Origin of the sequence: Micromonospora sp. NPDC005305 (assembly GCF_040607315.1) — a bacterium.
Classification (GTDB): Bacteria; Actinomycetota; Actinomycetes; order Mycobacteriales; family Micromonosporaceae; genus Micromonospora.
On sequence record NZ_JBEXGL010000026.1, the window covers coordinates 1 to 25,167 of the forward strand.

The window sequence follows — 25,167 nt, forward strand, 5'->3', positions numbered from 1 at the left end:
GGCCGCGTCGGCGCGGCGGTGCCGCCCCTGCAGCCCGACCAGGCCGGCCCCGCTCGGGGCCCGGCCCGGCCCGGCGGCCCGGCCGCTCCCACCGACGGCGCCCGTGGCGCCGCCCGGCCGGACAGCGACCGCACCGGCGGCCTGCCGGCCGCTGGTCCCCGACCTGGCGGACGCCCGCCCACCGACGATCCCGCCCGCACCGGCGGTTTCCCGGCCGGTGGGGACCCGATCCGCACCGGCGGTTTCCCGGCCGGCGGGGACCCGACCCGCACCGGCGGTGTGCCGGTCGGCGGACGAGGCCGGGGCGGCGATCCCGGCCGCACCGGCGGTGTCCCCGCCGGTGACCCCGCACGGACCGGTGGCTTCCCCGCCGGGGGCGCCCCGGAGCGGTCCGGGCCCGACGCCGGCCGTCGCCCCGTTCCGCCGGGACGTCCCGGGGCGGGTCCGGCCGGCGGCGACGCGCGTGTTCCCGCCCGGGGCGCGGCCCGCCCGGACGGCGGAGTCCCCGCTGGCGAGCCGCGCGCCGCGGCCGGTGGCCCCCCGGTGGCCCGGGCCGCCGCCTCGGTGGCCCGCCCCGTGGCGCCGGACGAGCGGCCGGCCGGCCGGGCGAACCCGCCCGCGCCGGCGTCCACCCGGCCCGAAACCGGTGGCCCGAATGCCGTGCCGCCGGGACCGGGCGCGCCGGCGGTGGCCCGGGCGGCGGCGGTCGTACCCCCGGGGGAGCCCGCGGTGGCGCGGGCCGCCGCGGTCGTGCCCCCAGCGGAGGCGCGACCGGGACCGGAGGACGGCGCCGGACCGGCGCTGCGCCGGGCCGAGGCCGCGCCGGGGGACGCCGACGACGCGGTGGGCGGCCTGCGGGGCGCCCGCTCGGAACTGCGCCGGCAGATGCGCGAGCGGCAGCGGCTGCGGCTGGGCATCCTCGCCCTGGTCAGCGTGGTGCTGCTCGGCGCGCTGCCGCTCTACTTCGGGCTGCGCACGCTGAGCCACGACCCGGTCTTCGACACCCTCGACGCGTTGAGCGTGCCGTCCTGGGCGGCGACGAAGACGGTCGACAACGTCAGCGGCAGCCGGTGGTGCCTCCAGGACTGCCGGCTGCGGGAACGCACCGTCGAGTCGCAGAAGGCCTGGAAGGAGACCGCGCAGGCCTACGAGGCGGCGCTGTCCCGGGACGGCTGGCAGCGGTGGAAGGTGAGCCGCTGCCCGGAGCAGAAGGTCAAGGGCACCTACACCTGCTGGCGCCGGGACGAGCTCACCCTCGACCTCTGGGTGCGCGAGCCCACCTGCGTGCCGCCGCCCGTGGAGGGCGAGCCTGCGCCGTCTCCGCCGCCCGCGCCCGCAGCGGGGAAGTGCACCGGCTCGTTGGTGTCGGTGAAGGTGCGCAACGCGATCGACGACGAGCGGACCGGACCGCAGCCGACCACCGATCCGTCACTCACCGGCGAGGACCCGTACCCGACCCTCACCGACGACCCGCTCGGCGAGTCGGCACCCTCACCGTCGTGAGCCAGTTTCCATCACGGACGGTAGGGTCTGGGGCTGGCGGGCCCGCCTGCGCCCATTGACCCCGGCGGGTCAGCGTGGTGCGAAGTGGGTAGGACGGTCGCGCGTCACGGGGCGTCGGGCCCCGGACACTGCTCGAGGAGGACAGGCGTGAGTTTTGGAGAGGTCGCGGCGCTGATCGCGGCGATCGCGTTCGCGATGCTCGTGTTGATCCTGACGCTGCCCATCCTGCGGCTGCGGCACACCGTGGACGCCGCCACCCGCATGATCAACGACCTCAACGACCGCACCGCGCCGCTGCTCGGTGACGTGAACACCACGGTGAAGAACGTCAACACGGCGCTGGAGCAGGTGCAGACCTCCCTCGACGGGGTCAACCTCCAGCTGGCCAAGGTGGACACCATGACCACCCACGCGCAGAACGTCACCGCCAATGTGGCGAACCTGGCCGCCGTGGTCTCCGCCGCCGCCGCGAACCCGCTGGTCAAGGTCGCCGCGTTCGGCTACGGCGTGCGCAAGGCCGCCGCCGCGCGCCGGCACGCCGAGACCGAGCGCGAGGTGCGCGACACCATCAAGCAGCAGCGCCGGGCCGCCAGGCGCGGCAACGGCTGACCCGGCCGGCGAACAGCGGGAGGATGAGAGCATGAGGCGGTTGTTCTGGCTGGGCATCGGCCTGGCCGTGGGCGTGCTGGTGGTCCGCAAGGCCACCCGGACCGCGCAGGCGTACACGCCGGCGGGGATCGCCAGCGGGCTGTCCGAGTCGGCCGGCGGCCTCGTCGAGTCGGTCCGCGGCTTCGTGGACGACGTCCGGGCCGGGATGGCCGAGCGCGAGCACGAGATCCACGAGGCCTTCGCCCGCGGCGAGGCGTACGACGACCAGTTCGCCGAGCTGCGGGAGGACCCGCGGATCGGCGACCGAGAGATTTTCCCGGAGGAACACCAGCGATGAAGACGGCGGAGATCAAGCGGCGGTATCTCGCCCACTTCGAGGCCAACGGCCACGCCGTGGTGCCGTCCGCTCCGCTGCCCGCCATCAGCGACCCGAACCTGCTGTTCGTCAACGCCGGCATGGTGCAGTTCGTCCCCTACTTCCTGGGCCAGCAGAAGCCGCCGTACCAGCGGGCGGTCAGCGTGCAGAAGTGCATCCGGACGCCGGACATCGACGAGGTCGGCAAGACCAGCCGGCACGGCACGTTCTTCCAGATGAACGGCAACTTCTCCTTCGGCGACTACTTCAAGGACGGCGCCATCCCGCTGGCCTGGGACCTGGTCACCAAGCCGGTCGAGGCGGGCGGTTTCGGGCTGGACCCGGAGCGGATCTGGCCGACGGTCTACCTGGACGACGACGAGGCGTACCAGATCTGGCGGTCGGTCGGCGTGCCTGCCGAGCGGATCGTGCGCCGGGGCAAGGCCGACAACTTCTGGTCGATGGGCATCCCCGGCCCGTGCGGCCCCTGCTCCGAGCTGTTCTACGACCGCGGCCCGGAGTACGGCCGCGAGGGCGGTCCGGCGGTCGACGAGGACCGCTACATGGAGTTCTGGAACCTCGTCTTCATGCAGTTCGAGCGGGGGCCGGGCACCGGCAAGGAGGACTACCCGATCCTCGGCGAGCTGCCGGCGAAGAACATCGACACGGGCATGGGCCTGGAGCGGATGGCCTCCATCCTCCAGGGTGTCGACAACCTCTACGAGATCGACGAGGTCCGGCCGATCCTGGCCCGGGCCGCCGAGCTGACCGGCAAGCGCTACGGCGCGCACTCCGGCCACGTGGCCAGCGAGTCGCACCCGGACGACGTGCGGCTGCGGGTGATCGCCGACCACGTGCGTACGGCGTTGATGCTGATCGGCGACGGGGTGACCCCGTCGAACGAGGGCCGCGGCTACGTGCTGCGCCGGATCATGCGCCGGGCCATCCGCGCGGTCCGCCTCCTCGGCTACCAGGACCGGGCGCTGCCCGAGCTGCTGCCGGTGGCGCGGGACTGCATGGCCCCGTCCTACCCGGAGCTGGCCGAGGACTTCGGCCGGATCTCCCAGTACGCGTACGCCGAGGAGGACGCCTTCCTGGCCACCCTGCGGGCGGGCACCACGATCCTGGACACCGCCATCGCGGAGACCAAGTCGGCCGGGCAGGCGTCGATCTCCGGCGACAAGGCGTTCCAGCTGCACGACACGTACGGCTTCCCGATCGACCTGACCCTGGAGATCGCGGCGGAGCAGGGCCTGCAGGTCGACGCGGAGGGTTTCCGCCGGCTGATGGCCGACCAGCGCAGCCGGGCCAAGGCCGACGCCCAGGCGCGCAAGACCGGGCACACCGACGTGTCGGCGTACCGGTCGGTGCTCGACGGCGGCGGGGCGGTGGAGTTCACCGGCTACACCGAGCTGACCCGGGAGTCCCGGGTGCGCGCGCTGCTGGCCGGCGGCGCCGAGGTGGCCGCGGCGGTCGAGGGTGACACGATCGAGCTGGTGCTGGACACCACCCCGTTCTACGCGGAGGGCGGCGGCCAGCAGCCCGACCAGGGTCTGATCACGGTCGGCGGCGGCCAGCTCGAGGTCTTCGACGTGCAGCAGCCGGTGCCGGGGTTGATCGTGCACCGGGCCAAGGTGCGCCGCGGTGAGGTGCGCGCGGGTGAGACCGGCTACGCCGAGATCGACGTGTCGCGGCGGCGGGCCATCTCCCGTTCGCACACGGCCACCCACCTCGTGCACCAGACCATGCGCAACTTCCTCGGCGAGTCGGCCACCCAGGCGGGTTCGCTGAACGCGCCGGGCCGGCTCCGGTTCGACTTCAACACCCCGACCGGGGTGGCGCCGAGCGTGCTGCACGACGTGGAGCAGCAGGTCAACGAGGTGCTCCTGGCCGACCTGGAGGTGCACGCCTTCATCACCACGCAGGAGGAGGCACGCCGGATCGGCGCCATGGCGCTGTTCGGCGAGAAGTACGGCGAGCGGGTCCGGGTCGTCGAGGTCGGCGACTACGCCCGCGAGCTGTGCGGGGGCACGCACGTGGCCCGCTCGGCCCAGCTCGGCCTCGTCAAGATCCTCTCCGAGGCGTCGGTGGGTTCGGGCGTGCGCCGGATCGAGGCGCTGGTGGGCATGGACGCCTTCGGCTTCCTGGCCCGCGAGCACCTGCTGGTCTCCCGGCTGGCCGAGCTGTTCCGGGTGCCGGGCGACCAGGTCGCCGACCGGGTGGAGCAGACGGTCACCCAGCTGCGCGACGCGGAGAAGGAGCTGGAGAAGCTCCGCGCCCAGCTCGTGCTGGGTGGGGCCGCGGCCCTGGCGGCGCAGGCGAAGGACGTCCGCGGCGTCGCGTACGTGGGCACCGAGGCGCCCGAGGGCGCGGCCGGCAACGACGTGCGAACCCTGGCGCAGGAGATCCGGGGCCGGATCGACCCGGCCCGCCCGGCCGTGGTCGCGGTGGCCGCCCGGGCCAACGGGAAGGCGTCCCTCGTGGTGGCCGTGAACCAGGCCGCCCGCGGCCGGGGCCTGACCGCGAAGGACCTGGTGAAGGCGGCCTTCTCCGGCCGGGGCGGCGGCAGCGACGACCTCGCGCAGGGCGGCGGCCTGCCCGCCGCGGAGGCGCCGAACCTGCTGGCCACCGTGGAGAAGGCGATCGCCGACGTCTGATGTGCGCACCGATGGAAGCCAGGGCGGACCGCCGGGTCCGCCCTGGCCCGTACCGGGGGAAGGGTGTCCGGTAGATGGCTGAACTGTCCCGTGGTGTCCGGCTCGGCGTCGACGTCGGCCAGGTCCGCGTCGGGGTGGCTCGCTCCGATCCGCACGGCGTCCTGGCCACACCGCTGGTCACCCTGGCCCGCGACCTGACGACCGGGCCGGACGCGGTGCCCACCGACATCGCCGAGCTGGTCCGGCTGGCGGGCGAGCACGAGGCGGTCGAGGTCGTCGTCGGCCTGCCGGTCAACCTCGCCGGAAAGCATGGCCCCGCGGCGGCGAACGTCTCGGCGTACGCTGCCCGGTTGGCCGATGTAATGGGGTCGATTCCGGTGACGCTGACGGACGAGAGGATGTCGACCGTGGTCGCGAGTCGTAGGCTGGCCGAACGGGGCGTCCGGGGAAAGCGCCAACGGGCGGTGGTCGACCAGGCCGCCGCGGTGGAGATTCTGCAGAGCTGGCTGGACGCGCAGCGGAGGCGGACACAATGATCGACGATCTTGATCTGGGGTTCGACGAGGCGGATAGGGGGGAGAAGGGCCGGCACCGGCGCAGCGCCGTGCGCAAGCGCAACGGCGGTTCGGGTGGCGGCCGGGGCAAGACCATCTTCGCCCTGCTGATGGCGATCGTGCTGCTGGGCGGCATCGGCGGCGGCGCGTACGTCGGCTTCGACCGGATCCGCAACCACTTCGTCACCCCGGACTACGACGGCCCGGGCACGGGCGAGGTGCTGGTCGAGGTGAAGGCCGGCGACACCCTCACCGACATGGGGATCACCCTCTACGACGCCGGCGTGGTGAAGAGCACCAAGGCGTTCATCGAGGCCGCCGACGCGAACTCGCGCAGCAAGAACATCCAGGTCGGCCGGTACAAGGTCCGCAAGCAGATGAAGGCCGCGGACGTGATCACGCTGATGCTCGACCCGAAGAGCCGGGTGGTCAACGGGGTGACCATCCCCGAGGGCACGATCAGCCTGAACATCTACCAGATCCTCTCCAAGCAGACCAAGATCCCGGTCAAGGACTTCCAGACCGCCGCGAAGGATCCGGTCAAGCTGGGCGTGCCCGCCTTCTGGTTCAACCGGCAGGACGGCAAGAAGGGCCCGAAGAGCATCGAGGGTTTCCTCTACCCGTCCACCTACGAGATCCCGCCGAAGGCGACCGCCGAGCAGATCCTGTCGATGATGGTGGATCAGTTCATGACGGTGGCCCAGCAGCTCGACTTCGTCGACCGGACGCAGAAGGAGCGCAAGATCTCGCCGTACGAGGCGTTGATCACCGCCTCGATCGCCGAGGCCGAGTCGGTCAACGCGGTCGACCTGCCGAAGGTGTCGCGGGTGATCTACAACCGGGTCTACGCCGGCAAGATCGGCTGCAAGTGCCTGGGCATCGACAGCGGCATCAACTACTACTTCCGGCTGCAGGGCAAGGACCCGAAGGACTCCGACGACCTGCTGCAGAGCGAGATCAACGACCTGAAGAACCCGTACAACACGCACAACGTGGCCGGCCTGCCGATCACCCCGATCAGCAACCCGGGTGAGGCCGCGCTCAAGGGCGCCCTGGAGCCGCCGCCCGGCGACTGGATCTTCTTCATGACGATCGACCAGAAGGGCACGATGGGCTACGGCTCGAACGACGCCGACTTCCGTCAGCTGCAGAAGAAGATGTGCGACAACAAGGTGCTCACCGGGGAGAACTGCACCTGATGAAGGCCGCCGTCGTCGGCCGGCCGATCGCCCACTCGCTCTCCCCGGTGATCCACAACGCCGGGTACGCGGCGGCCGGGCTGACCGGGTGGTCGTACACCCGGATCGAGTGCGCGGCCGACGAACTGGCCGGCCTGGTCGCGGGCCTCGGCCCGGAGTGGGCCGGCCTGTCGGTCACCATGCCGGGCAAGGAGGCCGCGCTCGCGGTGGCCGGCGAGGCCTCGGCGGTCGCCGCCGCGGTCGGCGCCGCCAACACGCTGGTGCGCTGGCCGGACGGCACCTGGTACGCCGACAACACCGACGTCGCCGGCATGGTGGACGTGCTCACCGCCGCCGGGTGCGCGGCGGGCGCCACGGTCACCGTGCTCGGCGCGGGCGGCACCGCCCGGGCGGCCGTCGCGGCGGCGGCGCGGATCGGTGCGGCGGAGGTGACCGTGGTGGCGCGCCGCCCGGAGGCGGTGCGGGAGCTGGGGTCGACGGCTGAGGCGGTCGGCGTCCCGCTGGTCGGCGCTCCCTGGGACGGCGCCCCGGCGCACGCCCGGGCCGACCTCGTGGTCTCCACGGTGCCCAGGGGCGTGGCGGACCCGCTCGCCGACAACTTCGACTGGCGGCCCGGGACGGTCTTCTTCGACGTGGTCTACGACCCGTGGCCCACTCCGCTCGCTGCGGCGGCGGTCGCCGCCGGCTGCCGGGTGGTGTCCGGGCTGGACCTGCTGCTGGCCCAGGCGGTCGGCCAGTTCGAGCACTTCACCGGCGTGTCCGCGCCCCGGGAGGCGATGCGCGCCGCGCTGGCCGAGGCCCGCGCGGCGGCCTGACCGCGACTGCCCGCCCGGCGTGCGGACGGCCGCGTCCGCAGGGCGGGACGCGGCGGGCAGGACGATCTGTCGGACACCGGGCGTGACAGACTGACCGCTGTGTTGCGCTGGCTGACTGCAGGTGAATCGCACGGACCCGCCCTCGTCGCGCTGCTGGAGGGGGTGCCCGCCGGCATCGAGGTGACCACCGCGGAGATCTCCGGCGAGCTGGCCCGGCGCCGGCTCGGCTACGGCCGGGGCGCCCGGATGTCCTTCGAGCAGGACGAGATCGAGGTCATCGGTGGGCTCCGGCACGGCGTGACGCTGGGCAGCCCGGTGGCCATCCGGGTGGGCAACTCGGAGTGGCCGAAGTGGCGCACCGTGATGGCCGCCGACCCGGTCGACGCGGAGGAGCTGGCCGGGCAGGCCCGCAACGCCCCGCTCACCCGCCCCCGACCCGGCCACGCCGACCTGGCCGGCATGCAGAAGTACGGCCACACCGACGCCCGGCCGATCCTGGAACGGGCCAGCGCCCGGGAGACCGCCGCGCGGGTCGCCGTGGGCGCGGTCGCCAAGGCCCTGGTCAAGCAGGCCCTCGGCGTCGAGATCGTCTCCCACGTGGTGGAGCTGGGCCCGATCGGCGTCAAGCCCGGGCTGCGGCCGGCCCCGTCCGACGCCGCCCGGATCGACGCCGACCCGCTGCGCTGCCTCGACCCGGAGGCCAGCGCCCGGATGGTCGCCGAGGTCGACGCCGCCAAGAAGGCCGCCGACACGCTCGGCGGCGTGGTCGAGGTGCTGGCGTACGGGGTGCCGCCGGGCCTGGGCAGCCACGTGCAGTGGGACCGCAAGCTCGACGCCCGGCTGGCCACCGCGCTGATGTCGATCCAGGCCATCAAGGGTGTGGAGATCGGCGACGGCTGGACGCAGGCGCGCTCGCGCGGCTCGGAGGCGCACGACGAGATCCTGCCCACGGCCACCGGGGTGCGCCGGGTGACCGACCGGGCGGGCGGGCTGGAGGGCGGCATCACCACCGGCGAGCCGGTGCGGGTGAAGGCGGCCATGAAGCCGATCTCCTCGCTGAACCGGGCGCTGTCGACCGTCGACGTGCTGACCGGCGAGCCCGCCACCGCGATCAACCAGCGCTCGGACGTGTGCGCGGTGCCGGCCGCGGCCGTGGTGGCCGAGGCCATGGTGGCCCTGGTGCTGGCGGAGGCGGCGGTGGAGAAGTTCGGCGGCGACTCGGTCGCCGAGATGCGCCGCAACCTGTCCGGCTACCTCGACGCGCTGGTGATCAAATGAGCACCCGGCCGGTCTGCGTGCTGGTCGGGGCGCCCGGCTCCGGCAAGACCACGGTGGGGCGGGCGCTCGCCGCGGCGCTCGGCGTCGGGTTCCGGGACACCGACACCGACATCGAGCAGCTCGCCGGCAAGCCGATCCCGGAGATCTTCGTGGACGAGGGGGAGGAGCACTTCCGTACCCTCGAACGGGCCGCGGTGGCGGCGGGGCTGGCCTCGCACTCGGGCGTGCTCGCCCTCGGCGGCGGCGCGGTCCTCGCCGAGGACAACCGCGCCGCGCTGGTCGGGCACACCGTGGTGCACCTGTCGGTGGAGCTGACCGACGCCGTGAAGCGGGTCGGCCTGGGCGCCGGCCGGCCGCTGCTGGCGCTGAACCCGCGCGCCACGCTGCGGCACCTCATGGAGCAGCGCCGCCCGCTCTACGCCGAGGTCGCCACCGCGACGGTGTTGACCGACGGGCGGACCCCGGAGGAGATCGCCACCGAGATCGGGGCTCTGCTCAAGCCCTGACCGGCATGGGCCGGGGCGCACGCTCCGGCCGCCAGGTGACGAGCAGGGCGAGGGCCAGCAGGATCTCGGCCAGGTCGCCACCGTAGTACATCACCGTGGCGCCGGCCCGCAGCTCGTCCCCGGTCGCCGGCACGTCCACGAGCGCGCCGGCGTAGAGGAGTTGGGCGAGCACGGCGTGCGCCGCCACCCCCGCCCCGAGCACGACCAGCCGGACGGGGACCCGGGGCCGGTGCGGCCCGGGATCCGGTCCGGCGACCGACCAGGTGAACAGGTAGCCGCTGAGCACGAAGTGCAGCAGTACCAGCCCGTGCAGCGCCGGATGGGTGAGGGTGGCCCGGTACAGCGGGGTGAGGTACAGCAGCCACAGCCCGCCCGCGGTGAGCAGCAGCCCGGTCACCGGGTGGGCGAGCATCCGGAGGGCCGGGTGGCGCAGCAGCCGCAGCGCCGCGCGACCGACCCGCCGGTCCACCGTCCGCAGGGCCAGCGTGCCGGGCGCGCCGAGCACCAGGGCCAGCGGCGCCAGCATGCCGAGCAGCAGGTGCTGCGCCATGTGCCCGGGCAGGTCGGCGGCGGGGAGCAGCAGCCCGGCGGCGAGCAGCGCCGCGCCGAGGCCGAAGCTCGCCGTCCGCCGGTGGTCCCACCCGGGCCGGCCCGGGTCCCGCTGCCGCAGGGCCGCGGCCAGGTAGGCCCAGAACAGCACCGGGGGTACGAGCGCGGCGGCCGGGAAGCCGCCGGCCGCGTGTCCGGCGTGGGCGAGGCTCACCGCCGTTCCGGGGCGCGGACGTCGACGGCGGAGGCCCTCCGCTGCACGGCCCAGCCGATCAGGACGAGGACCACGCCGAGGGCGAGGAAGCCGAGGTCCCACCAGAGCTGGTGCGGGCCGGTGCGCACGTGGTGGATGCCGAGGATCTGGTGGTCGACGAGCCCCTCGACCAGGTTGAACAGGCCCCAGCCGACCAGCGCCCAGCCCCACAGCGCGGGGGAGCGCCACAGCCGGCCCCGGGACCGGGTGACCCGGGCGTAGAGCAGGGCCAGGCCGGTCAGCACCGCCACCCAGGTCACCGTGTGGAACAGCCCGTCCCAGAGCGTGTTCATCCTCAGCCCGGGCACCGTGTCCACCGGGTAGTACTTCACTCCGATCCGGTCGGTGTTCGTGCTGCTCAGCAGGTGGTGCCACTGGAGCACCTGGTGGAGCAGGATGCCGTCGACGAAGCCGCCGAGGCCCACGCCGAGGATCGTCGCCGGCACCCGGATGTCCGCGCCGTCGATGGTTGCTCGGGTCATGCCTGCACCTCCGCCGTCGGGGGTTTCGTCCCCACCGTTACTGCCCGCTCCTGCCCGGTCAAACGCCGGCGCAAGCGGATTGGCCACGGAGTGGACAGTCGCCGCCCCGGCGCCGCCCGCTCGACTAGGCTGCCCGCGATGGACGAGGTGACCCGGATTCCGGTCGGCGGCGACCGGCCGTACGACGTGCTGGTGGGACGCGACCTGCTCGACCCGCCGCCCCGGCTGCTGCCCGGCGCCGAGCGGGTGGCCTTCCTGCACGCGCCCCCGCTCAAAGGGCTGGCCGAGGAGCTGGCCGAGCGGGTGCGCGAAGCCGGCGTGGCCCCGCTGCTCATCGAGGTGCCGGACGCCGAGGCGGCCAAGCACGTCGACGTGGCCGCGGCCTGCTGGGACCGGCTCGGCGAGGCGGGCTTCACCCGCACCGACGCGGTGGTCGGGGTGGGTGGCGGCGCGGTCACCGACCTGGCCGGGTTCGTGGCGGCCAGCTGGCTGCGCGGGGTGCGCTGGGTGCCGGTGGCGACGTCCCTGCTCGGCATGGTCGACGCCGCCGTCGGCGGCAAGACCGGGATCAACACGGCGGCCGGCAAGAACCTGGTCGGCGCCTTCCACCCGCCGGCCGGAGTGATCTGCGACCTGGCGACGCTGGACAGCCTGCCGCGGGCCGACCTGGCCGCCGGGATGGCCGAGGTGGTCAAGTGCGGGTTCATCGCCGACCCGGTGATCCTCGACCTGGTGGAGCGGGACCCGGCCGCCGCGCTGGACCCGACCGGGCCGGTGGCCCGCGAGCTGATCGAGCGGGCGGTGCGGGTGAAGGCGGACGTGGTCTCCGGTGACCTGCGCGAGTCCGGGGTGCGTGAGGTGCTCAACTACGGGCACACGCTGGCCCACGCCATCGAGAAGGTGGAGGGCTACCACTGGCGGCACGGTCATGCCGTCGCGGTGGGCCTGGTCTACGCGGCCACCCTGGCGCGGCTGGCCGGGCGGCTGGACGCGGCCACCGCGGAGCGGCACCGGGCCGTGGTGGCGGCGCTCGGCCTGCCCACCGGCTACCGGGCCGACGCCTGGCCGGAGCTGCTGGCCGCCATGCGGGTGGACAAGAAGGCCCGGGGCAGCCGGCTGCGCTTCGTCGTGCTGGACGGCCTGGCCCGCCCGGCGATCCTGGAGGCGCCGTCGGACGAGCTGCTGGCGCGGGCGTACGAGGAGATCAGCTCGTGAGGGTCTACGTGCTCAACGGCCCGAACCTGGGCCGGCTCGGCACCCGCCAGGTCGACGTCTACGGGGTGACCAGCTACCCGGACCTGGTGACCATGTGCGAGGAGACCGGTCGCGAGCTGGGGCTGGACGTGGTGGTCCGGCAGACCGACGCCGAGCACGAGTTGCTGGGCTGGCTGCACGAGGCGGCCGACGAGGGTGCGGCCGTGGTGCTCAACCCGGCCGCCTGGTCGCACTACTCGATCGCGGTCCGGGACGCCTGCGCCCTGCTGCGCGGCCCGCTGGTCGAGGTACACATCTCCAACATCCACGCCCGGGAGGAGTTCCGGCACCACTCGGTGGTCTCCGCGGTGGCCACCGGGGTGATCTGCGGGCTGGGCGTGGACGGCTACCGGCTGGCCCTGCGGCACCTGGCCACGGCCGGCCCGACCAGCGCCGGGCAGTCGGTTCGACACAGCTAGTAGACTTCGTGGGTCTGTCCGCCAATTGAAGATCAAGGCAGGAAATGGCCTCCACCAACGACCTCAAGAACGGCCTGGTACTCAACCTCGACGGCGAGCTGTGGGCCGTCGTCGAGTTCCAGCACGTCAAGCCCGGTAAGGGCGGTGCGTTCGTGCGTACCACGCTGAAGAACGTGCTGTCCGGCAAGGTGGTCGACAAGACCTTCAACGCGGGCACCAAGGTCGAGACCGCCACCGTCGACAAGCGCACCATGCAGTACCTCTACGCCGACGGCGAGGACTACGTCTTCATGGACCTGGAGACGTTCGACCAGATCACCGTCCCCGGCGGCACCGTCGGCGAGGCGGCCAACTACCTCCTCCCCGAGGCCGAGGCCACCGTCGCCACCCACGAGGGGCTGCCGCTCTACATCGAGCTGCCCACCTCGGTCGTGCTCGAGATCACCTACACCGAGCCGGGTCTGCAGGGCGACCGGTCGACCGGCGGCAACAAGCCGGCCACCGTCGAGACCGGCGCCACCGTCCAGGTGCCGCTCTTCATCACCACCGGCGAGAAGATCAAGGTCGACACCCGCGACGGCCGTTACCTCGGCCGAGCCTGATGGCCGAGGGTCCCAAGCAGCAGATGCCGGCGCGCCGGAAGGCGCGCAAGCGGGCGCTGGACGTGCTCTTCGAGGCCGACCTGCGGGACCGGCCGCCCGTCGAGGTGCTCGCCGGCTACCTGGAGCGGATCGAGAAGCCCCGCCCCGAGCACGTCGGCTATGCGGTCGGCCTGGTCGAGGGCGTGGCCGCGCACCTGGACCGGATCGACGAGGTGATCGCCAGCTACGCCGAGGGCTGGACGCTGGACCGGATGCCGGCGGTCGACCGCAACCTGGCCCGGATCGCGGTCTACGAGCTGCTCTACGTCGATGAGATCGACGACGCGGTGGCGATCAGCGAGGCCGTCGAGCTGGCCCGGCAGATGTCGACCGACGACTCGCCGCGCTTCCTCAACGGCATCCTCGGCCGCATCGCCGAGTACGCCACCCGCTGAACCCCGGCACGACGAAGGGCCCACGCCGAACGGCGCGGGCCCTTCGTCGTGGGCGGGTCAGGACGCGAAGAACGCGCGGGGGTCGGCGACCAGCACACCGTGCTCGGTGAGCCGCTCGATCAGGCCCGACGGCGAGGCGTCGTAGACGATCGCGAGGGCGCGCAGGTCGTCGGCGCGGATGGAGAGCACCCGGCCGTTGTAGTCACCGCGCTGCTGCTGGATGGCCCGGGCGTACCGGGCGACGTAGGCCAGGTCCTCGGAGGCCTCGTCGTAGAGCCGCTCCAGGTCCAGAACGATCTTGCTGGTGGGCTCGTGGCGCACCCCGCTGCCGTCGGGCAGCAGCTCCGAGACGGGAACTCGGTAGAAGTCGGCCAGCTCCGCCAGGCGGGACACGGTGACGGCGCGGTCGCCGCGCTCGTACGAGCCGACCACCACGGCCTTCCACCGCCCGTTCGACTTCTCCTCCACCCCCTGCAGGGACAGGCCCTGCTGCTGGCGGATGGAGCGCAGGCGGGCGCCCAGCGACTTGGCGTATTCAGAGGGCATTCGGACACTCCCAGTGCTGCTCGGGGTTCTCCCAGCTATCGCTACGGAGCGTGACGGTACGGGGATTGCGACACGCGGTCAAGTGTTCGTGACGACCCCGGTCGGCCCGGTGTGCGGGTTGTCCGCATTTCTCCACGCTGACCCGCTGGTCAGTCCCGGCGGCGGCCGACCCGGTGACCGCTGGTAACGTGGCACGAAGCCCCGGTCCGGGCCCTCCGCGGCCCGCCGGAGCCAACCAGACGTCCTTTAACGACCCGTCCCGTGAGGCGGGGAAGGAGGTCCGCCGTGGCCTACCCACCGGCTGCCCACCCGTCGCCGCCGCGACAACCCTCGGTGAAGGTGATCCTCGCCGCCGCCGACGTGTCGCGGGTGGTCGACCGCATCGCCCACCAGATCCTGGAGAAGACCCAGGGCGCCGCCGACACCGTGCTGCTCGGCATCCCCACCCGCGGGGTCCCGCTCGCGAAGCGGCTCGCCGCCCGGATCAGCACCTTCGAGGACGTGACCGTCCCGGTCGGGGTGCTCGACATCACGCTCTACCGCGACGACCTGCGCCGGCACGCCACCCGCGCGGTCGGCCCCACCGACCTGCCCCCGGGCGGGATCGACGGCCGGCGGGTGATCCTCGTCGACGACGTGCTCTTCTCCGGCCGCACCGTGCGGGCCGCCCTGGACGCGCTCAGCGACGTCGGCCGCCCGGCCTCGGTGCAGCTCGCCGTCCTGGTCGACCGGGGGCACCGCCAGCTGCCGATCCGCGCCGACTACGTGGGCAAGAACATCCCCACCGCGCTCGCCGAGAGCGTCAAGGTCACCCTGGCCGAGACGGACGGTGCGGACGAGGTCCGGCTGCACGGAGGCGCCTCATGATCCGTCACCTGCTCTCCGGGGCCGACCTGGACGCGGCGACCGCCACCCGGATCCTGGACACCGCGGCCGAGATGGCCACCGTGGCCGGCCGGGAGGTCAAGAAGCTGCCCGCGCTGCGCGGCCGGACCGTGGTCAACCTCTTCTACGAGGACTCCACCCGGACCCGGATCTCGTTCGAGGCGGCCGCCAAGCGGCTCAGCGCCGACGTGATCAACTTTTCCGCCAAGGGCTCCAGCGTGGCCAAGGGCGAGAGCCTGAAGGACACGGCGCTCACCCTCCAGGCCATGGGCGCCGACGCGGTGGTCGTCCGGCATCCCGCCTCCGGGGCCCCGCACCGGCTGGCCAACTGGGTGGACGGCTCGGTGGTCAACGCCGGCGACGGCACCCACGAGCACCCCACCCAGGCGCTGCTCGACGCGTACACGATGCGGTCCCGGCTGGGTCGCCTCGACGGCCTGCACGTGGCGATCGTCGGCGACGTGCTGCACTCCCGGGTGGCCCGCTCCAACGTGCTGCTGCTCTCCACCCTCGGCGCGAAGGTCACCCTGGTCGGCCCGCCGACCCTCATCCCGGTCGACATCTCTCCCGCGCTGGCCCCCGGCACCGATGTCTCCTACGACCTCGACACCGTTCTTCCCGGTGTGGACGTGGTGATGATGCTGCGGGTGCAGCGGGAGCGGATGAACGACTCCTACTTCCCCTCCGCCCGCGAGTACGCCCGCCGCTACGGGCTGGACGGGCCGCGGATGCGCCGGCTGCCCGAGCACGCGATCGTCATGCACCCCGGGCCGATGAACCGGGGGATGGAGATCACGCCCGAGGTGGCCGACTCGCCCCGCTCCACCATCGTCGAACAGGTCGCCAACGGGGTCTCCGTGCGGATGGCCGTCCTCTACCTGCTGCTCGGAGGGAACAACCGGTGACCGCGTACCTGATCAGGAACGTGAGTGTGGTCGGTGGCACGCCGACCGACCTGCTGATCCGCGACGGCGTCGTGGCGGAGACCGGCGCCGGCCTGGCCGCGCCGGACGCCACGGTGCTCGACGCCACCGGCCTGGTGGCCCTGCCCGGCCTGGTCGACCTGCACACCCACCTGCGCGAGCCGGGCCGGGAGGACGCCGAGACCGTGGAGTCCGGCTCCCGGGCGGCGGCGCTGGGCGGCTACACGGCGGTCTGCGCCATGGCGAACACCTCGCCGGTGGCCGACACCGCCGGGGTGGTCGAGCAGGTCTGGCGGCTCGGCCGGGAGGCCGGGCTGGTCGACGTGCAGCCGATCGGCGCGGTCACCGTCGGCCTGGCCGGTGAGCGCCTGGCCGAGCTGGGCGCGATGGCCGACTCCGCGGCCCGGGTGCGGATCTTCTCCGACGACGGGCACTGCGTCGCCGACCCGAAGCTGATGCGCCGGGCCCTGGAGTACGTCAAGGCGTTCGACGGGGTGATCGCCCAGCACGCCGAGGAGCCCCGGCTCACCGAGGGCGCGCAGATGCACGAGGGCGAGGTCTCCACCCGGCTCGGGCTGACCGGCTGGCCGGCCGTCGCCGAGGAGGCGATCATCGCCCGCGACGTGCTGCTGGCCGAGCACGTGGGCAGCCGCCTGCACATCTGCCACGTCTCCACGGCGGGCAGCGTCGAGGTGCTGCGGCACGCCAAGGCGCGGGGGGTGAAGGTCACCGCCGAGGTGACCCCCCACCACCTGCTGCTCACCGACGAGGTCGTGAGCGGGAGGAGTGAGCTTGCGAGCCCCGCACTCGCGAACAACTGGAGCCCAGCCGGCCCCTACGACCCGGTCTACAAGGTCAACCCGCCGCTGCGCACCGCCGCCGACGTCGCCGCGCTGCGGGCGGCCCTGGCCGAGGGCGTGATCGACATCGTCGCCACCGACCACGCGCCGCACGCCGTGGAGGACAAGGAGTGCGAGTGGGCGTACGCCCGGCCGGGCATGCTCGGCCTGGAGACGGCGCTCTCCATCGCGCTGGACGTGCTCGGGCCGCAGTGGGACCTCATCGCCGAGCGGATGTCCCGCGTCCCGGCCCGGATCGCCGGGCTGGACTCCCACGGCCTCGACCCCGCCCCCGGCGTACCGGCCAACCTGATCCTGGTCGACCCGGCCGCCCGCCGCGTCGTCGAGCCCGCGGAGCTGGCCAGCCGCAGTCGCAACACCCCGTACGCCCGCATGACGCTGCCAGGTCGCATCGTGGCGACCTTCCTGCGCGGCGAGCCGACGGTCCTGGACGGAAAGGCTGTCAAGTGAAGAGGCGATCGGCGATTCTCGTCCTGGAGGACGGGCGCACGTTCCACGGCGAGGCGTACGGCAGCGTCGGGGAGACCTTCGGTGAGGCCGTCTTCAACACCGGCATGACCGGCTACCAGGAGACCCTCACCGACCCCTCCTACCACCGCCAGGTGGTGGTGCAGACCGCGCCGCACATCGGCAACACCGGCGTCAACGGCGAGGACGACGAGTCCGCCCGGATCTGGGTGGCCGGCTACGTGGTGCGCGACCCGGCCCGGATCGGCTCGAACTGGCGGGCCACCGGCGGGCTGGAGGACCGGCTCGCCGCCGAGGGCGTGGTCGGCATCAGCGGCGTGGACACCCGGGCGCTCACCCGGCACCTGCGCGAGCGCGGCGCCATGCGGGTCGGCATCTCCAGCATCGACGACGACCCGGTCGCCCTCCTCGACCGGGTCCGCCACGCGCCGCAGATGGTCGGCGCGGACCTGTCCGCCGAGGTGACCACCGCAGAGCCGTACGTGGTGCAGGCGCAGGGCGAGCACCGGTTCACCGTGGCGGCGCTGGACCTGGGCATCAAGCGCAACGTGCCGCGCCGGCTCGCCGCCCGCGGCGTGACCACCCACGTGCTGCCCGCCGGCTCCCGCATCGAGGACCTGCTGGCCACCGGCGCGGACGCGGTCTTCTTCTCGCCCGGGCCGGGCGACCCGGCCACCGCCGACGGGCCGGTCGCCCTGGCGCGGGAGGTGCTGGGCCGGCGGATCCCGCTGTTCGGCATCTGCTTCGGCAGCCAGATCCTCGGCCGGGCGCTCGGCTTCGGCACCTACAAGCTCGGCTACGGCCACCGCGGCATCAACCAGCCGGTGCTCGACCGGGCCACCGGCAAGGTCGAGGTGACCAGCCACAACCACGGCTTCGCGGTCGAGGTGCCGGGCGCGGCGCACGGCGCCGTCGTCCCCGACCAGGTGATCGACACCGAGTTCGGCGGCGTCCAGGTGTCCCATGTCTGCCTCAATGACAACGTGGTCGAGGGGCTGCGGGCCAAGGACGTGCCCGCCTTCACCGTCCAGTACCACCCGGAGGCGGCGGCCGGCCCGCACGACGCGGACTACCTCTTCGACCGTTTCGCCGAGCTGATCGAGGGCCGCAGCCCCGACCGGAAGCAGAGTGAGGGGCGCAAGGATGCCTAAGCGGACCGACCTCAAGCACGTCCTGGTGATCGGCTCCGGCCCGATCGTGATCGGTCAGGCCTGCGAGTTCGACTACTCCGGCACGCAGGCCTGCCGGGTGCTGCGCAGCGAGGGGATCCGGGTCAGCCTGGTCAACTCCAACCCGGCGACGATCATGACCGACCCGGAGTTCGCCGACGCCACCTACGTCGAGCCGATCACCCCGGAGTTCGTCGAGCTGGTCATCGCCAAGGAACGCCCCGACGCGCTGCTGCCCACCCTGGGCGGGCAGACCGCGCTGAACACCGCGGTCGCCCTGCACGAGGCCGGCGTCCTGGAGAAGTACGGCGTCGAGCTGATCGGCGCCAACATCGACGCCATCAACCGGGGCGAGGACCGGCAGCTGTTCAAGGACATCGTGGCCAAGGCCGGCGTACGCCTCGGCCTGGACGACCCGTCGTCGCTGGTGCCCCGCTCCCGGGTGTGCCACTCGATGGACGAGGTCCGCGAGACCGTCGGCGAGCTGGGCCTGCCGGTGGTGATCCGGCCGTCGTTCACCATGGGCGGCCTCGGCTCCGGCATGGCGCACACCGACGAGGACCTGACCCGCATCGCCGGGGCCGGCCTGGCCGCCAGCCCGGTGCACGAGGTGCTCATCGAGGAGAGCGTGCTCGGCTGGAAGGAGTACGAGCTCGAACTCATGCGCGACCGCCACGACAACGTGGTGGTGGTCTGCTCGATCGAGAACCTCGACCCGATGGGCGTGCACACCGGCGACAGCGTCACCGTGGCCCCGGCCATGACGCTGACCGACCGGGAGTACCAGCGCCTGCGTGACCTGGGCATCGCGGTGCTCCGCGAGGTCGGGGTCGACACCGGCGGCTGCAACATCCAGTTCGCGGTGAACCCGGCCGACGGCCGGATCGTCGTGATCGAGATGAACCCGCGGGTGTCCCGCTCCTCGGCCCTCGCGTCGAAGGCGACCGGCTTCCCGATCGCCAAGATCGCCGCGAAGCTGGCCATCGGCTACACCCTCGACGAGATCCCCAACGACATCACCCTGAAGACCCCGGCGGCGTTCGAGCCGACCCTGGACTACGTGGTGGTCAAGATCCCCCGGTTCGCGTTCGAGAAGTTCCCCGGCGCCGACCCGGAGCTGACCACGACCATGAAGTCGGTCGGCGAGGCGATGAGCCTCGGGCGCAACTTCACCGAGGCGCTGAACAAGGCGATGCGCTCGATGGAAACCAGATCATCGGGTTTCTGGACCACCCCGGACCCGGAGGGGGCCACCCGGGAGAACACCCTCGCCGCGCTGCGCATGCCGCACGACGGCCGGATCTACACGGTCGAGCGGGCGCTGCGGCTGGGCGCGTCCATCGCCGAGGTGACCGAGGCGTCCGGCGGGATCGACCCCTGGTTCCTGGACCAGATCGCCGCGCTCGTGGAGCTGCGGGCCGAGATCGTGGACGCCCCGGTGCTCGACGCCCAGCTGCTGCGCCGCGCCAAGCGGGCCGGCCTCTCCGACCGGCAGCTCGCCGCGCTGCGCCCTGAGCTGGCGGCCGAGGACGGCGTCCGCACCCTGCGCCACCGGCTCGGGGTCCGGCCGGTCTACAAGACGGTGGACACCTGCGCGGCCGAGTTCGAGGCGACCACGCCGTACCACTACTCGACGTACGACCAGGAGACCGAGGTCGGGCCCTCGGACCGGCCCAAGGTGCTCATCCTGGGCTCCGGGCCGAACCGGATCGGGCAGGGCATCGAGTTCGACTACTCCTGCGTGCACGCCGTGCAGGCGCTGCGGGAGGTCGGCTACGAGACCGTCATGGTCAACTGCAACCCGGAGACCGTCTCGACCGACTACGACACCGCCGACCGGCTCTACTTCGAGCCGCTCACCTTCGAGGACGTGCTGGAGGTCTGGCACGCCGAGGACACCACCGGCAAGGCGGCCGGTGGCCCCGGCGTGGTCGGGGTGATCGTGCAGCTCGGCGGGCAGACGCCGCTCGGCCTGGCGAAGCGGCTCAAGAACGCGGGCGTGCCGATCGTCGGCACCTCGCCGGAGTCGATCCACCTGGCCGAGGAGCGCGGCGCGTTCGGCGCGGTGCTGTCCCGGGCCGGGCTGCGCGCCCCGGCGCACGGCATGGCCACCTCGTACGACGAGGCCAAGGGAATCGCCGACGAGATCGGGTACCCGGTGCTGGTCCGCCCGTCGTACGTGCTCGGCGGCCGGGGCATGGAGATCGTCTACGACGACTCCACCCTGCGCGACTACATCGGCCGGGCCACCGACATCTCGCCGGACCACCCGGTCCTCGTGGACCGTTTCCTCGACGACGCCATCGAGATCGACGTGGACGCCCTGGTCGACGCCGACGGGGCGGTCTACCTGGGCGGCGTGATGGAGCACATCGAGGAGGCCGGCATCCACTCCGGCGACTCCTCCTGCGCGCTGCCGCCGATCACCCTGGCCGGCTCGCACCTGGCCCAGGTGCGCCGCTACACCGAGGAGATCGCCCGCGGGGTCGGGGTGAAGGGCCTGCTCAACGTCCAGTACGCGCTCCAGAACGACATGCTGTACGTGCTGGAGGCCAACCCGCGTGCCTCCCGGACGGTCCCGTTCGTCTCCAAGGCCACGGCGGTGCCGCTGGCCAAGGCGGCGGCCCGGATCGCGCTCGGCGCCACCATCGCCGAACTGCGCGCCGAGGGGATGCTGCCGCCCACCGGGGACGGCGGGACGATGCCCGCCGACGCCCCCATCGCCGTCAAGGAGGCGGTGCTGCCGTTCAAGCGGTTCCGCACCCCGTCCGGCAAGGGCATCGACGTGCTGCTCGGCCCGGAGATGAAGTCCACCGGCGAGGTGATGGGCATCGACACCAACTTCGGGCACGCCTTCGCCAAGTCGCAGTCCGCCGCGTACGGGTCGCTGCCGACCGCCGGGAAGATCTTCGTCTCGGTGGCCAACCGGGACAAGCGCGGCATGATCTTCCCGATCAAGCGCCTGGCCGATCTGGGCTTCGAGATCGTGGCCACCACCGGCACGGCCGAGGTGCTGCGCCGGCACGGCATCGCCTGCGAGCAGATCCGCAAGCACTACGAGTCGGGCGAGGGCGAGGACGCCGTCTCGCTGATCCTCGGCGGCGACGTGGCGCTGGTGGTGAACACGCCGCAGGGCTCCGGCGCGAGCGCCCGCTCCGACGGCTACGAGATCCGCAGCGCCGCCGTCACGGCGGACATCCCCTGCGTCACCACGGTGCCCGGCGCGGCAGCCGCCGTGATGGGCATCGAGGCGCGCATCCGGGGCGACATGCGGGTCCGTCCCCTCCAGGAACTCCACGCCGCCCTCCGGGCCGGCGAGTGACCGCCCCGCGGTCGTTGATCATGAAGTTGTTGTCCGGCGCGTCGGCGTGTCGTGACAACAACTTCATGATCAACGCGGTCGGGCGGGGGAGGCGGGGGTGATCTTCGAGAAGGTGGTGCGGCCCCGGTTGTTCCGGATCGGGGGTGGAGACGCCGAGGCCGCCCATGAATGGACGCTGGAGCGGCTCGGCGGGGTGGCCGGGCGGCCGGGCGTTCTCGCGGCGCTGCGGGCGCGGTACGCGGTGCGCGCGCCGCGGACCGTGTTCGGGGTGGAGTTCCCGAATCCGGTCGGGCTCGCGGCCGGGATGGACAAGAACGGGGTGGCGCTGCCGGCCTGGCCGGCGCTGGGCTTCGGCTTCGTCGAGGTCGGCACCGTCACCGCGCACGCCCAGCCGGGCAACCCCCGACCCCGGCTGTTCCGGCTGCGCGACAGCGAGGCCGTGGTCAACCGGATGGGCTTCAACAACGCAGGCGCGGACGCCCTCGCGGCCCGGCTGGCGGCGCTGCCGCGTCCGCTCGGCGTCCCGCTCGGCATCTCGCTCGGCAAGTCCAAGGTGACCCCGCTGGACGAGGCCGTCGAGGACTACCTGGCCTCCCACCGGGCGCTGAAAGGGCACGGGGACTACTTCGCGGTCAACGTGTCCTCACCGAACACCCCGGGGCTGCGGTCCCTTCAGGACCGGTCCCACCTGGACGCGCTGCTCGCGGCGCTCGTGGGGGAGAAGCCGGTGCTCGTGAAGATCGCCCCCGACCTCACCGAGGCAGCCGTCGCCGAGCTGCTGGAGGTCTGCCTCGACCGCGGCGCGGCCGGGGTGATCGCCACCAACACCACCCTGGCCCGCGACGGGCTCGCCCCGGCCGACCGGGCGCGCGGCGCGGAGGCCGGCGGGCTCTCCGGCCGCCCGCTGACCGCCCGCGCCCGCGACGTGGTGGCCTTCGTGCACCGGGAGACCGGCGGCCGGCTGCCGGTGATCGGGGTGGGGGGCATCCTCGACCCGGACGACGCGACCCGGATGTTCGACGCCGGCGCGAGCCTCGTCCAGCTCTACACCGGTTTCATCTACCGGGGCCCGGCCCTGGTCCGGTCGGTGGCCCGGGCGGCCGCCCGGCGCTGACCCGCGCCGGACGACGACTCCAGGTCGCGGCGCGGCGGCGGTCGCGCCGCGCTGGAGTTGCCGGACCGCGCCGACACCACGAAGGAGAACCGTGACGCCCGAGGAGATCCTCGCCGCCGACCGCCGGCACGTCTGGCACCCGTACGCGGCCCTGCCGCCGGCCAACCCACCGTACGTCGTGGACAGTGCCGAGGGCGTGCGGCTGCGGCTGGCCGACGGCCGGGAGCTGGTCGACGGGATGTCGTCCTGGTGGGCGGCGATCCACGGCTACCGGCACCCGGTGCTGGACGCCGCCGTCACCGACCAGCTCGGCCGGATGAGCCACGTCATGTTCGGCGGCCTCACCCACGAGCCCGCGGTGCGCCTGGCGCGGACCCTCGTGGAGCTGGCCCCGGACGGCCTGGAGCACGTCTTCCTGGCCGACTCCGGCTCGGTCAGCGTCGAGGTGGCCGTGAAGATGTGCCTGCAGTACCAGCGGGCCCTGGGGCGGCCGGAACGCCGCCGGCTGGGCACCTGGCGCGGCGGCTACCACGGCGACACGTTCCACCCCATGAGCGTCTGCGACCCGGAGGGCGGCATGCACCACCTCTGGGGCGACGTGCTGCCCCGGCAGGTGTTCGCGCCGGTGCCACCGTCCGGTTTCGACACCCCACCCGACCCGGCGTACGAGGCGGCGCTGGTGGACGCGGTGGAGCGGCACGCCGGCGAGCTGGCCGCGGTGATCGTCGAGCCGGTGGTGCAGGGTGCCGGCGGGATGCGCTTCCACCACCCGCACTACCTCCGGGTGCTGCGCGAGGTGACCCGCGCGCACGGGATCCTGCTGGTCTTCGACGAGATCGCCACCGGCTTCGGCCGGACCGGCACCATGTTCGCGGCCGAGCACGCCGGGGTCGCCCCGGACGTGCTGTGCGTCGGCAAGGCGCTCACCGGTGGATACCTCACCCTGGCCGCGGCGCTCTGCACCCCCGAGGTGGCCCGGGCCATCTCCGCCGACGGGGTGCTGGCGCACGGCCCCACCTTCATGGGCAACCCGCTCGCCTGCGCGGTCGCCAACGCCTCCCTGGACCTGCTGCGGGCCGGGGACTGGGCCGCCCGGGTGGCGGGCATCGAAGAGGGGCTGCGGGCCGGCCTGGCGCCGCTGCGCGACGCCCCCGGGGTGGCCGACGTGCGGGTGCTCGGCGCGATCGGCGTGGTGCAGCTCGACCACGAGGTGGACCTGCCCCGGGCCACCGCCGCCGCGGTGGCGCAGGGCGTCTGGCTGCGCCCGTTCCGGGACCTCGTGTACACCATGCCGCCGTACGTCTGCGACGACGCGGACGTGGCCCGGATCGCGGCCGGCGTGGCCGCGGCCGTCAAAGCCGGCTGAGCGTAAGGAAGGGCCCCTCCTTAACGCCTCCGGTAGAGGAGGGGGCCCCTCCTAACGGCCCTCGGGAACGGGGCGAGGGCCCGGACGGCACCACCGGCGGCGGGACGACGTCGCCGGACAACGACGCGGCCCGCTGCCGCGCCAGGAGAGGGAGAGACGCGATGGAGACCTTCGGCGCCCGCCTGCACCGGGCCGTGGCCGAGCGGGGACCGCTCTGCGTGGGGATCGACCCGCATCCCGGGCTGCTGGCCCGCTGGGGACTGACCGACGACGTGGACGGCCTGAACCGGTTCTGCCGGACGGTGGTGGAGGCCATCGGCGACCGGGTGGCCGTGGTCAAGCCCCAGTCGGCGTTCTTCGAGCGTTTCGGGGCGCGCGGGGTCGGAATTCTTGAGTCAACTATCCGACAGTTGCGAAATGCGGGCTCGCTCGTTGTCCTTGACGTCAAGCGCGGCGACATCGGCTCGACGGTCAGCGCGTACGCCTCGGCGTACCTTGATCCATCCAGCCCGCTGTATGTCGACGCGGTCACCGCGAGCCCCTACCTGGGGGTCGGTTCGCTCGCGCCGATGTTCGAGCTGGCGGCCGCGCACGGCGGCGGCGTCTTCGTCCTGGCGCTCACCTCGAATCCCGAGGGAGCCGCCGTGCAGCGCGCCGTCGGGGCCGACGGGCGCACCGTGGCGCAGACCGTGATCGACGAGATTTCCCAGCTCAACCGGGGTGCCGAGCCGCTGGGCAGCTTCGGGCTCGTGGTCGGCGCGACGATCGGTGACACCGGTCACGACCTCACCGCCGTGAACGGTCCGCTGCTCGCCCCGGGGCTCGGCGCGCAGGGCGCGACGGCCGCCGACCTGCGTGTCGTCTTCGGCTCCGCCCTGCCCTCGGTGCTGCCGTCGTACTCCCGGGAGGTGCTGGGCGCGGGGCCGGACCAGGCCGCGCTGCGCGCCGCCACCGACCGGGTGCTGGCCGAGTGCCGGGCCGCCCTGGCCACGCGTGACTGACTGACGGCTCGGTCACTTTCCGTTGATCTTCGCGCGCCCACGTT

Annotated in this window: 24 protein-coding genes; 21 read left to right on the top strand and 3 right to left on the bottom strand. The window is 73.3% G+C overall.

Annotated features, from left to right (window positions below; translation table 11 throughout):
• Positions 1 to 885 precede the first annotated feature (885 nt).
• The 9 genes from ABZS80_RS28850 (at position 886) to ABZS80_RS28890 (ending at position 9,476) form a co-directional block, all read left to right on the top strand.
• Positions 886 to 1,503, top strand: coding sequence for a hypothetical protein (locus ABZS80_RS28850; protein ID WP_355060841.1), 618 nt, complete (start codon positions 886 to 888; stop codon positions 1,501 to 1,503).
• A gap of 147 nt (positions 1,504 to 1,650) precedes the next feature.
• The gene (locus ABZS80_RS28855) at positions 1,651 to 2,112 is read left to right on the top strand and encodes a DUF948 domain-containing protein (RefSeq protein WP_355060728.1); all 462 of its coding nucleotides are present in this window, start codon (positions 1,651 to 1,653) and stop codon (positions 2,110 to 2,112) included.
• Positions 2,113 to 2,143: 31 nt separating this feature from the next.
• Positions 2,144 to 2,449: a hypothetical protein gene (locus ABZS80_RS28860; RefSeq protein WP_355060730.1), complete on the top strand. Its 306-nt coding sequence runs from the start codon at positions 2,144 to 2,146 to the stop codon at positions 2,447 to 2,449.
• Positions 2,446 to 5,124, top strand: coding sequence for an alanine--tRNA ligase (gene alaS, locus ABZS80_RS28865; RefSeq protein ID WP_355060732.1), 2,679 nt, complete (start codon positions 2,446 to 2,448; stop codon positions 5,122 to 5,124). The genes ABZS80_RS28860 and alaS overlap by 4 nt, the downstream gene beginning before the upstream one ends.
• A 74-nt stretch (positions 5,125 to 5,198) precedes the next feature.
• On the top strand, positions 5,199 to 5,660 hold the full coding sequence (gene ruvX / locus ABZS80_RS28870) for a Holliday junction resolvase RuvX (protein ID WP_355060734.1): 462 nt from the start codon (positions 5,199 to 5,201) through the stop codon (positions 5,658 to 5,660).
• Entirely contained in the window at positions 5,657 to 6,877 is a 1,221-nt protein-coding gene (gene mltG / locus ABZS80_RS28875) for an endolytic transglycosylase MltG (protein ID WP_355060736.1), read from the top strand. The genes ruvX and mltG overlap by 4 nt, the downstream gene beginning before the upstream one ends.
• Positions 6,877 to 7,692, top strand: coding sequence for a shikimate dehydrogenase (locus tag ABZS80_RS28880; RefSeq protein ID WP_355060738.1), 816 nt, complete (start codon positions 6,877 to 6,879; stop codon positions 7,690 to 7,692). Before mltG ends, ABZS80_RS28880 begins: the two co-directional genes overlap by 1 nt.
• 99 nt (positions 7,693 to 7,791) lie before the next feature.
• The gene (gene aroC / locus ABZS80_RS28885) at positions 7,792 to 8,970 is read left to right on the top strand and encodes a chorismate synthase (RefSeq protein ID WP_355060740.1); all 1,179 of its coding nucleotides are present in this window, start codon (positions 7,792 to 7,794) and stop codon (positions 8,968 to 8,970) included.
• Positions 8,967 to 9,476, top strand: a complete 510-nt coding sequence (locus ABZS80_RS28890; RefSeq protein ID WP_355060742.1) for a shikimate kinase — start codon at positions 8,967 to 8,969, stop codon at positions 9,474 to 9,476. The genes aroC and ABZS80_RS28890 overlap by 4 nt, the downstream gene beginning before the upstream one ends.
• On the opposite strand, the gene ABZS80_RS28895 is transcribed toward ABZS80_RS28890, so the two are convergent.
• Complete coding sequence (locus tag ABZS80_RS28895) at positions 9,466 to 10,239, bottom strand: cytochrome c oxidase assembly protein (RefSeq protein WP_355060744.1); 774 nt, start codon at positions 10,237 to 10,239, stop codon at positions 9,466 to 9,468. The genes ABZS80_RS28890 and ABZS80_RS28895 overlap by 11 nt on opposite strands.
• Positions 10,236 to 10,760, bottom strand: a complete 525-nt coding sequence (locus tag ABZS80_RS28900) for a DUF2243 domain-containing protein (RefSeq protein ID WP_355060746.1) — start codon at positions 10,758 to 10,760, stop codon at positions 10,236 to 10,238. The genes ABZS80_RS28895 and ABZS80_RS28900 overlap by 4 nt, the downstream gene beginning before the upstream one ends.
• 138 nt (positions 10,761 to 10,898) lie before the next feature.
• Between ABZS80_RS28900 and aroB the strand changes: the two genes are divergently transcribed.
• The 4 genes from aroB to nusB are packed head-to-tail and all read left to right on the top strand — an operon-like array spanning position 10,899 to position 13,469.
• Positions 10,899 to 11,975 (top strand): 3-dehydroquinate synthase, encoded by a 1,077-nt coding sequence (gene aroB, locus ABZS80_RS28905; RefSeq protein ID WP_355060748.1) that lies wholly within the window; start codon positions 10,899 to 10,901, stop codon positions 11,973 to 11,975.
• Positions 11,972 to 12,433 carry a type II 3-dehydroquinate dehydratase gene (aroQ, locus tag ABZS80_RS28910; protein WP_355060750.1) on the top strand — a complete coding sequence of 154 codons (462 nt, stop codon included), beginning with the start codon at positions 11,972 to 11,974 and terminating at the stop codon, positions 12,431 to 12,433. The genes aroB and aroQ overlap by 4 nt, the downstream gene beginning before the upstream one ends.
• 44 nt (positions 12,434 to 12,477) lie before the next feature.
• A complete protein-coding gene (efp, locus tag ABZS80_RS28915; protein WP_151461581.1) occupies positions 12,478 to 13,035 on the top strand; it encodes an elongation factor P in 558 nt (185 codons plus the stop codon).
• A gap of 23 nt (positions 13,036 to 13,058) precedes the next feature.
• A complete protein-coding gene (gene nusB / locus ABZS80_RS28920) occupies positions 13,059 to 13,469 on the top strand; it encodes a transcription antitermination factor NusB (protein ID WP_210406048.1) in 411 nt (136 codons plus the stop codon).
• A 57-nt stretch (positions 13,470 to 13,526) separates the two neighbouring features.
• Here nusB and ABZS80_RS28925 read toward each other — a convergent pair whose 3' ends face one another.
• Complete coding sequence (locus ABZS80_RS28925) at positions 13,527 to 14,015, bottom strand: helix-turn-helix domain-containing protein (protein ID WP_013285505.1); 489 nt, start codon at positions 14,013 to 14,015, stop codon at positions 13,527 to 13,529.
• A 285-nt stretch (positions 14,016 to 14,300) separates the two neighbouring features.
• Between ABZS80_RS28925 and pyrR the strand changes: the two genes are divergently transcribed.
• The 8 genes from pyrR to pyrF all read left to right on the top strand — a co-directional run bounded on the left by pyrR (position 14,301) and on the right by pyrF (position 25,123).
• Entirely contained in the window at positions 14,301 to 14,882 is a 582-nt protein-coding gene (pyrR, locus tag ABZS80_RS28930; protein WP_151461582.1) for a bifunctional pyr operon transcriptional regulator/uracil phosphoribosyltransferase PyrR, read from the top strand.
• A complete protein-coding gene (locus ABZS80_RS28935; protein WP_151461583.1) occupies positions 14,879 to 15,805 on the top strand; it encodes an aspartate carbamoyltransferase catalytic subunit in 927 nt (308 codons plus the stop codon). Before pyrR ends, ABZS80_RS28935 begins: the two co-directional genes overlap by 4 nt.
• Positions 15,802 to 17,133: a dihydroorotase gene (locus ABZS80_RS28940; protein WP_355060753.1), complete on the top strand. Its 1,332-nt coding sequence runs from the start codon at positions 15,802 to 15,804 to the stop codon at positions 17,131 to 17,133. Before ABZS80_RS28935 ends, ABZS80_RS28940 begins: the two co-directional genes overlap by 4 nt.
• Positions 17,130 to 18,302, top strand: a complete 1,173-nt coding sequence (gene carA, locus ABZS80_RS28945) for a glutamine-hydrolyzing carbamoyl-phosphate synthase small subunit (protein ID WP_355060755.1) — start codon at positions 17,130 to 17,132, stop codon at positions 18,300 to 18,302. Before ABZS80_RS28940 ends, carA begins: the two co-directional genes overlap by 4 nt.
• Entirely contained in the window at positions 18,295 to 21,642 is a 3,348-nt protein-coding gene (carB, locus tag ABZS80_RS28950; protein ID WP_355060757.1) for a carbamoyl-phosphate synthase large subunit, read from the top strand. The genes carA and carB overlap by 8 nt, the downstream gene beginning before the upstream one ends.
• 97 nt (positions 21,643 to 21,739) lie before the next feature.
• Positions 21,740 to 22,756, top strand: coding sequence for a quinone-dependent dihydroorotate dehydrogenase (locus ABZS80_RS28955; protein WP_355060759.1), 1,017 nt, complete (start codon positions 21,740 to 21,742; stop codon positions 22,754 to 22,756).
• A gap of 91 nt (positions 22,757 to 22,847) precedes the next feature.
• The gene (locus tag ABZS80_RS28960; RefSeq protein WP_355060761.1) at positions 22,848 to 24,122 is read left to right on the top strand and encodes an adenosylmethionine--8-amino-7-oxononanoate transaminase; all 1,275 of its coding nucleotides are present in this window, start codon (positions 22,848 to 22,850) and stop codon (positions 24,120 to 24,122) included.
• A 161-nt stretch (positions 24,123 to 24,283) separates the two neighbouring features.
• Positions 24,284 to 25,123: an orotidine-5'-phosphate decarboxylase gene (gene pyrF, locus ABZS80_RS28965; RefSeq protein WP_355060763.1), complete on the top strand. Its 840-nt coding sequence runs from the start codon at positions 24,284 to 24,286 to the stop codon at positions 25,121 to 25,123.
• The last annotated feature ends 44 nt before the right edge of the window (positions 25,124 to 25,167 follow it).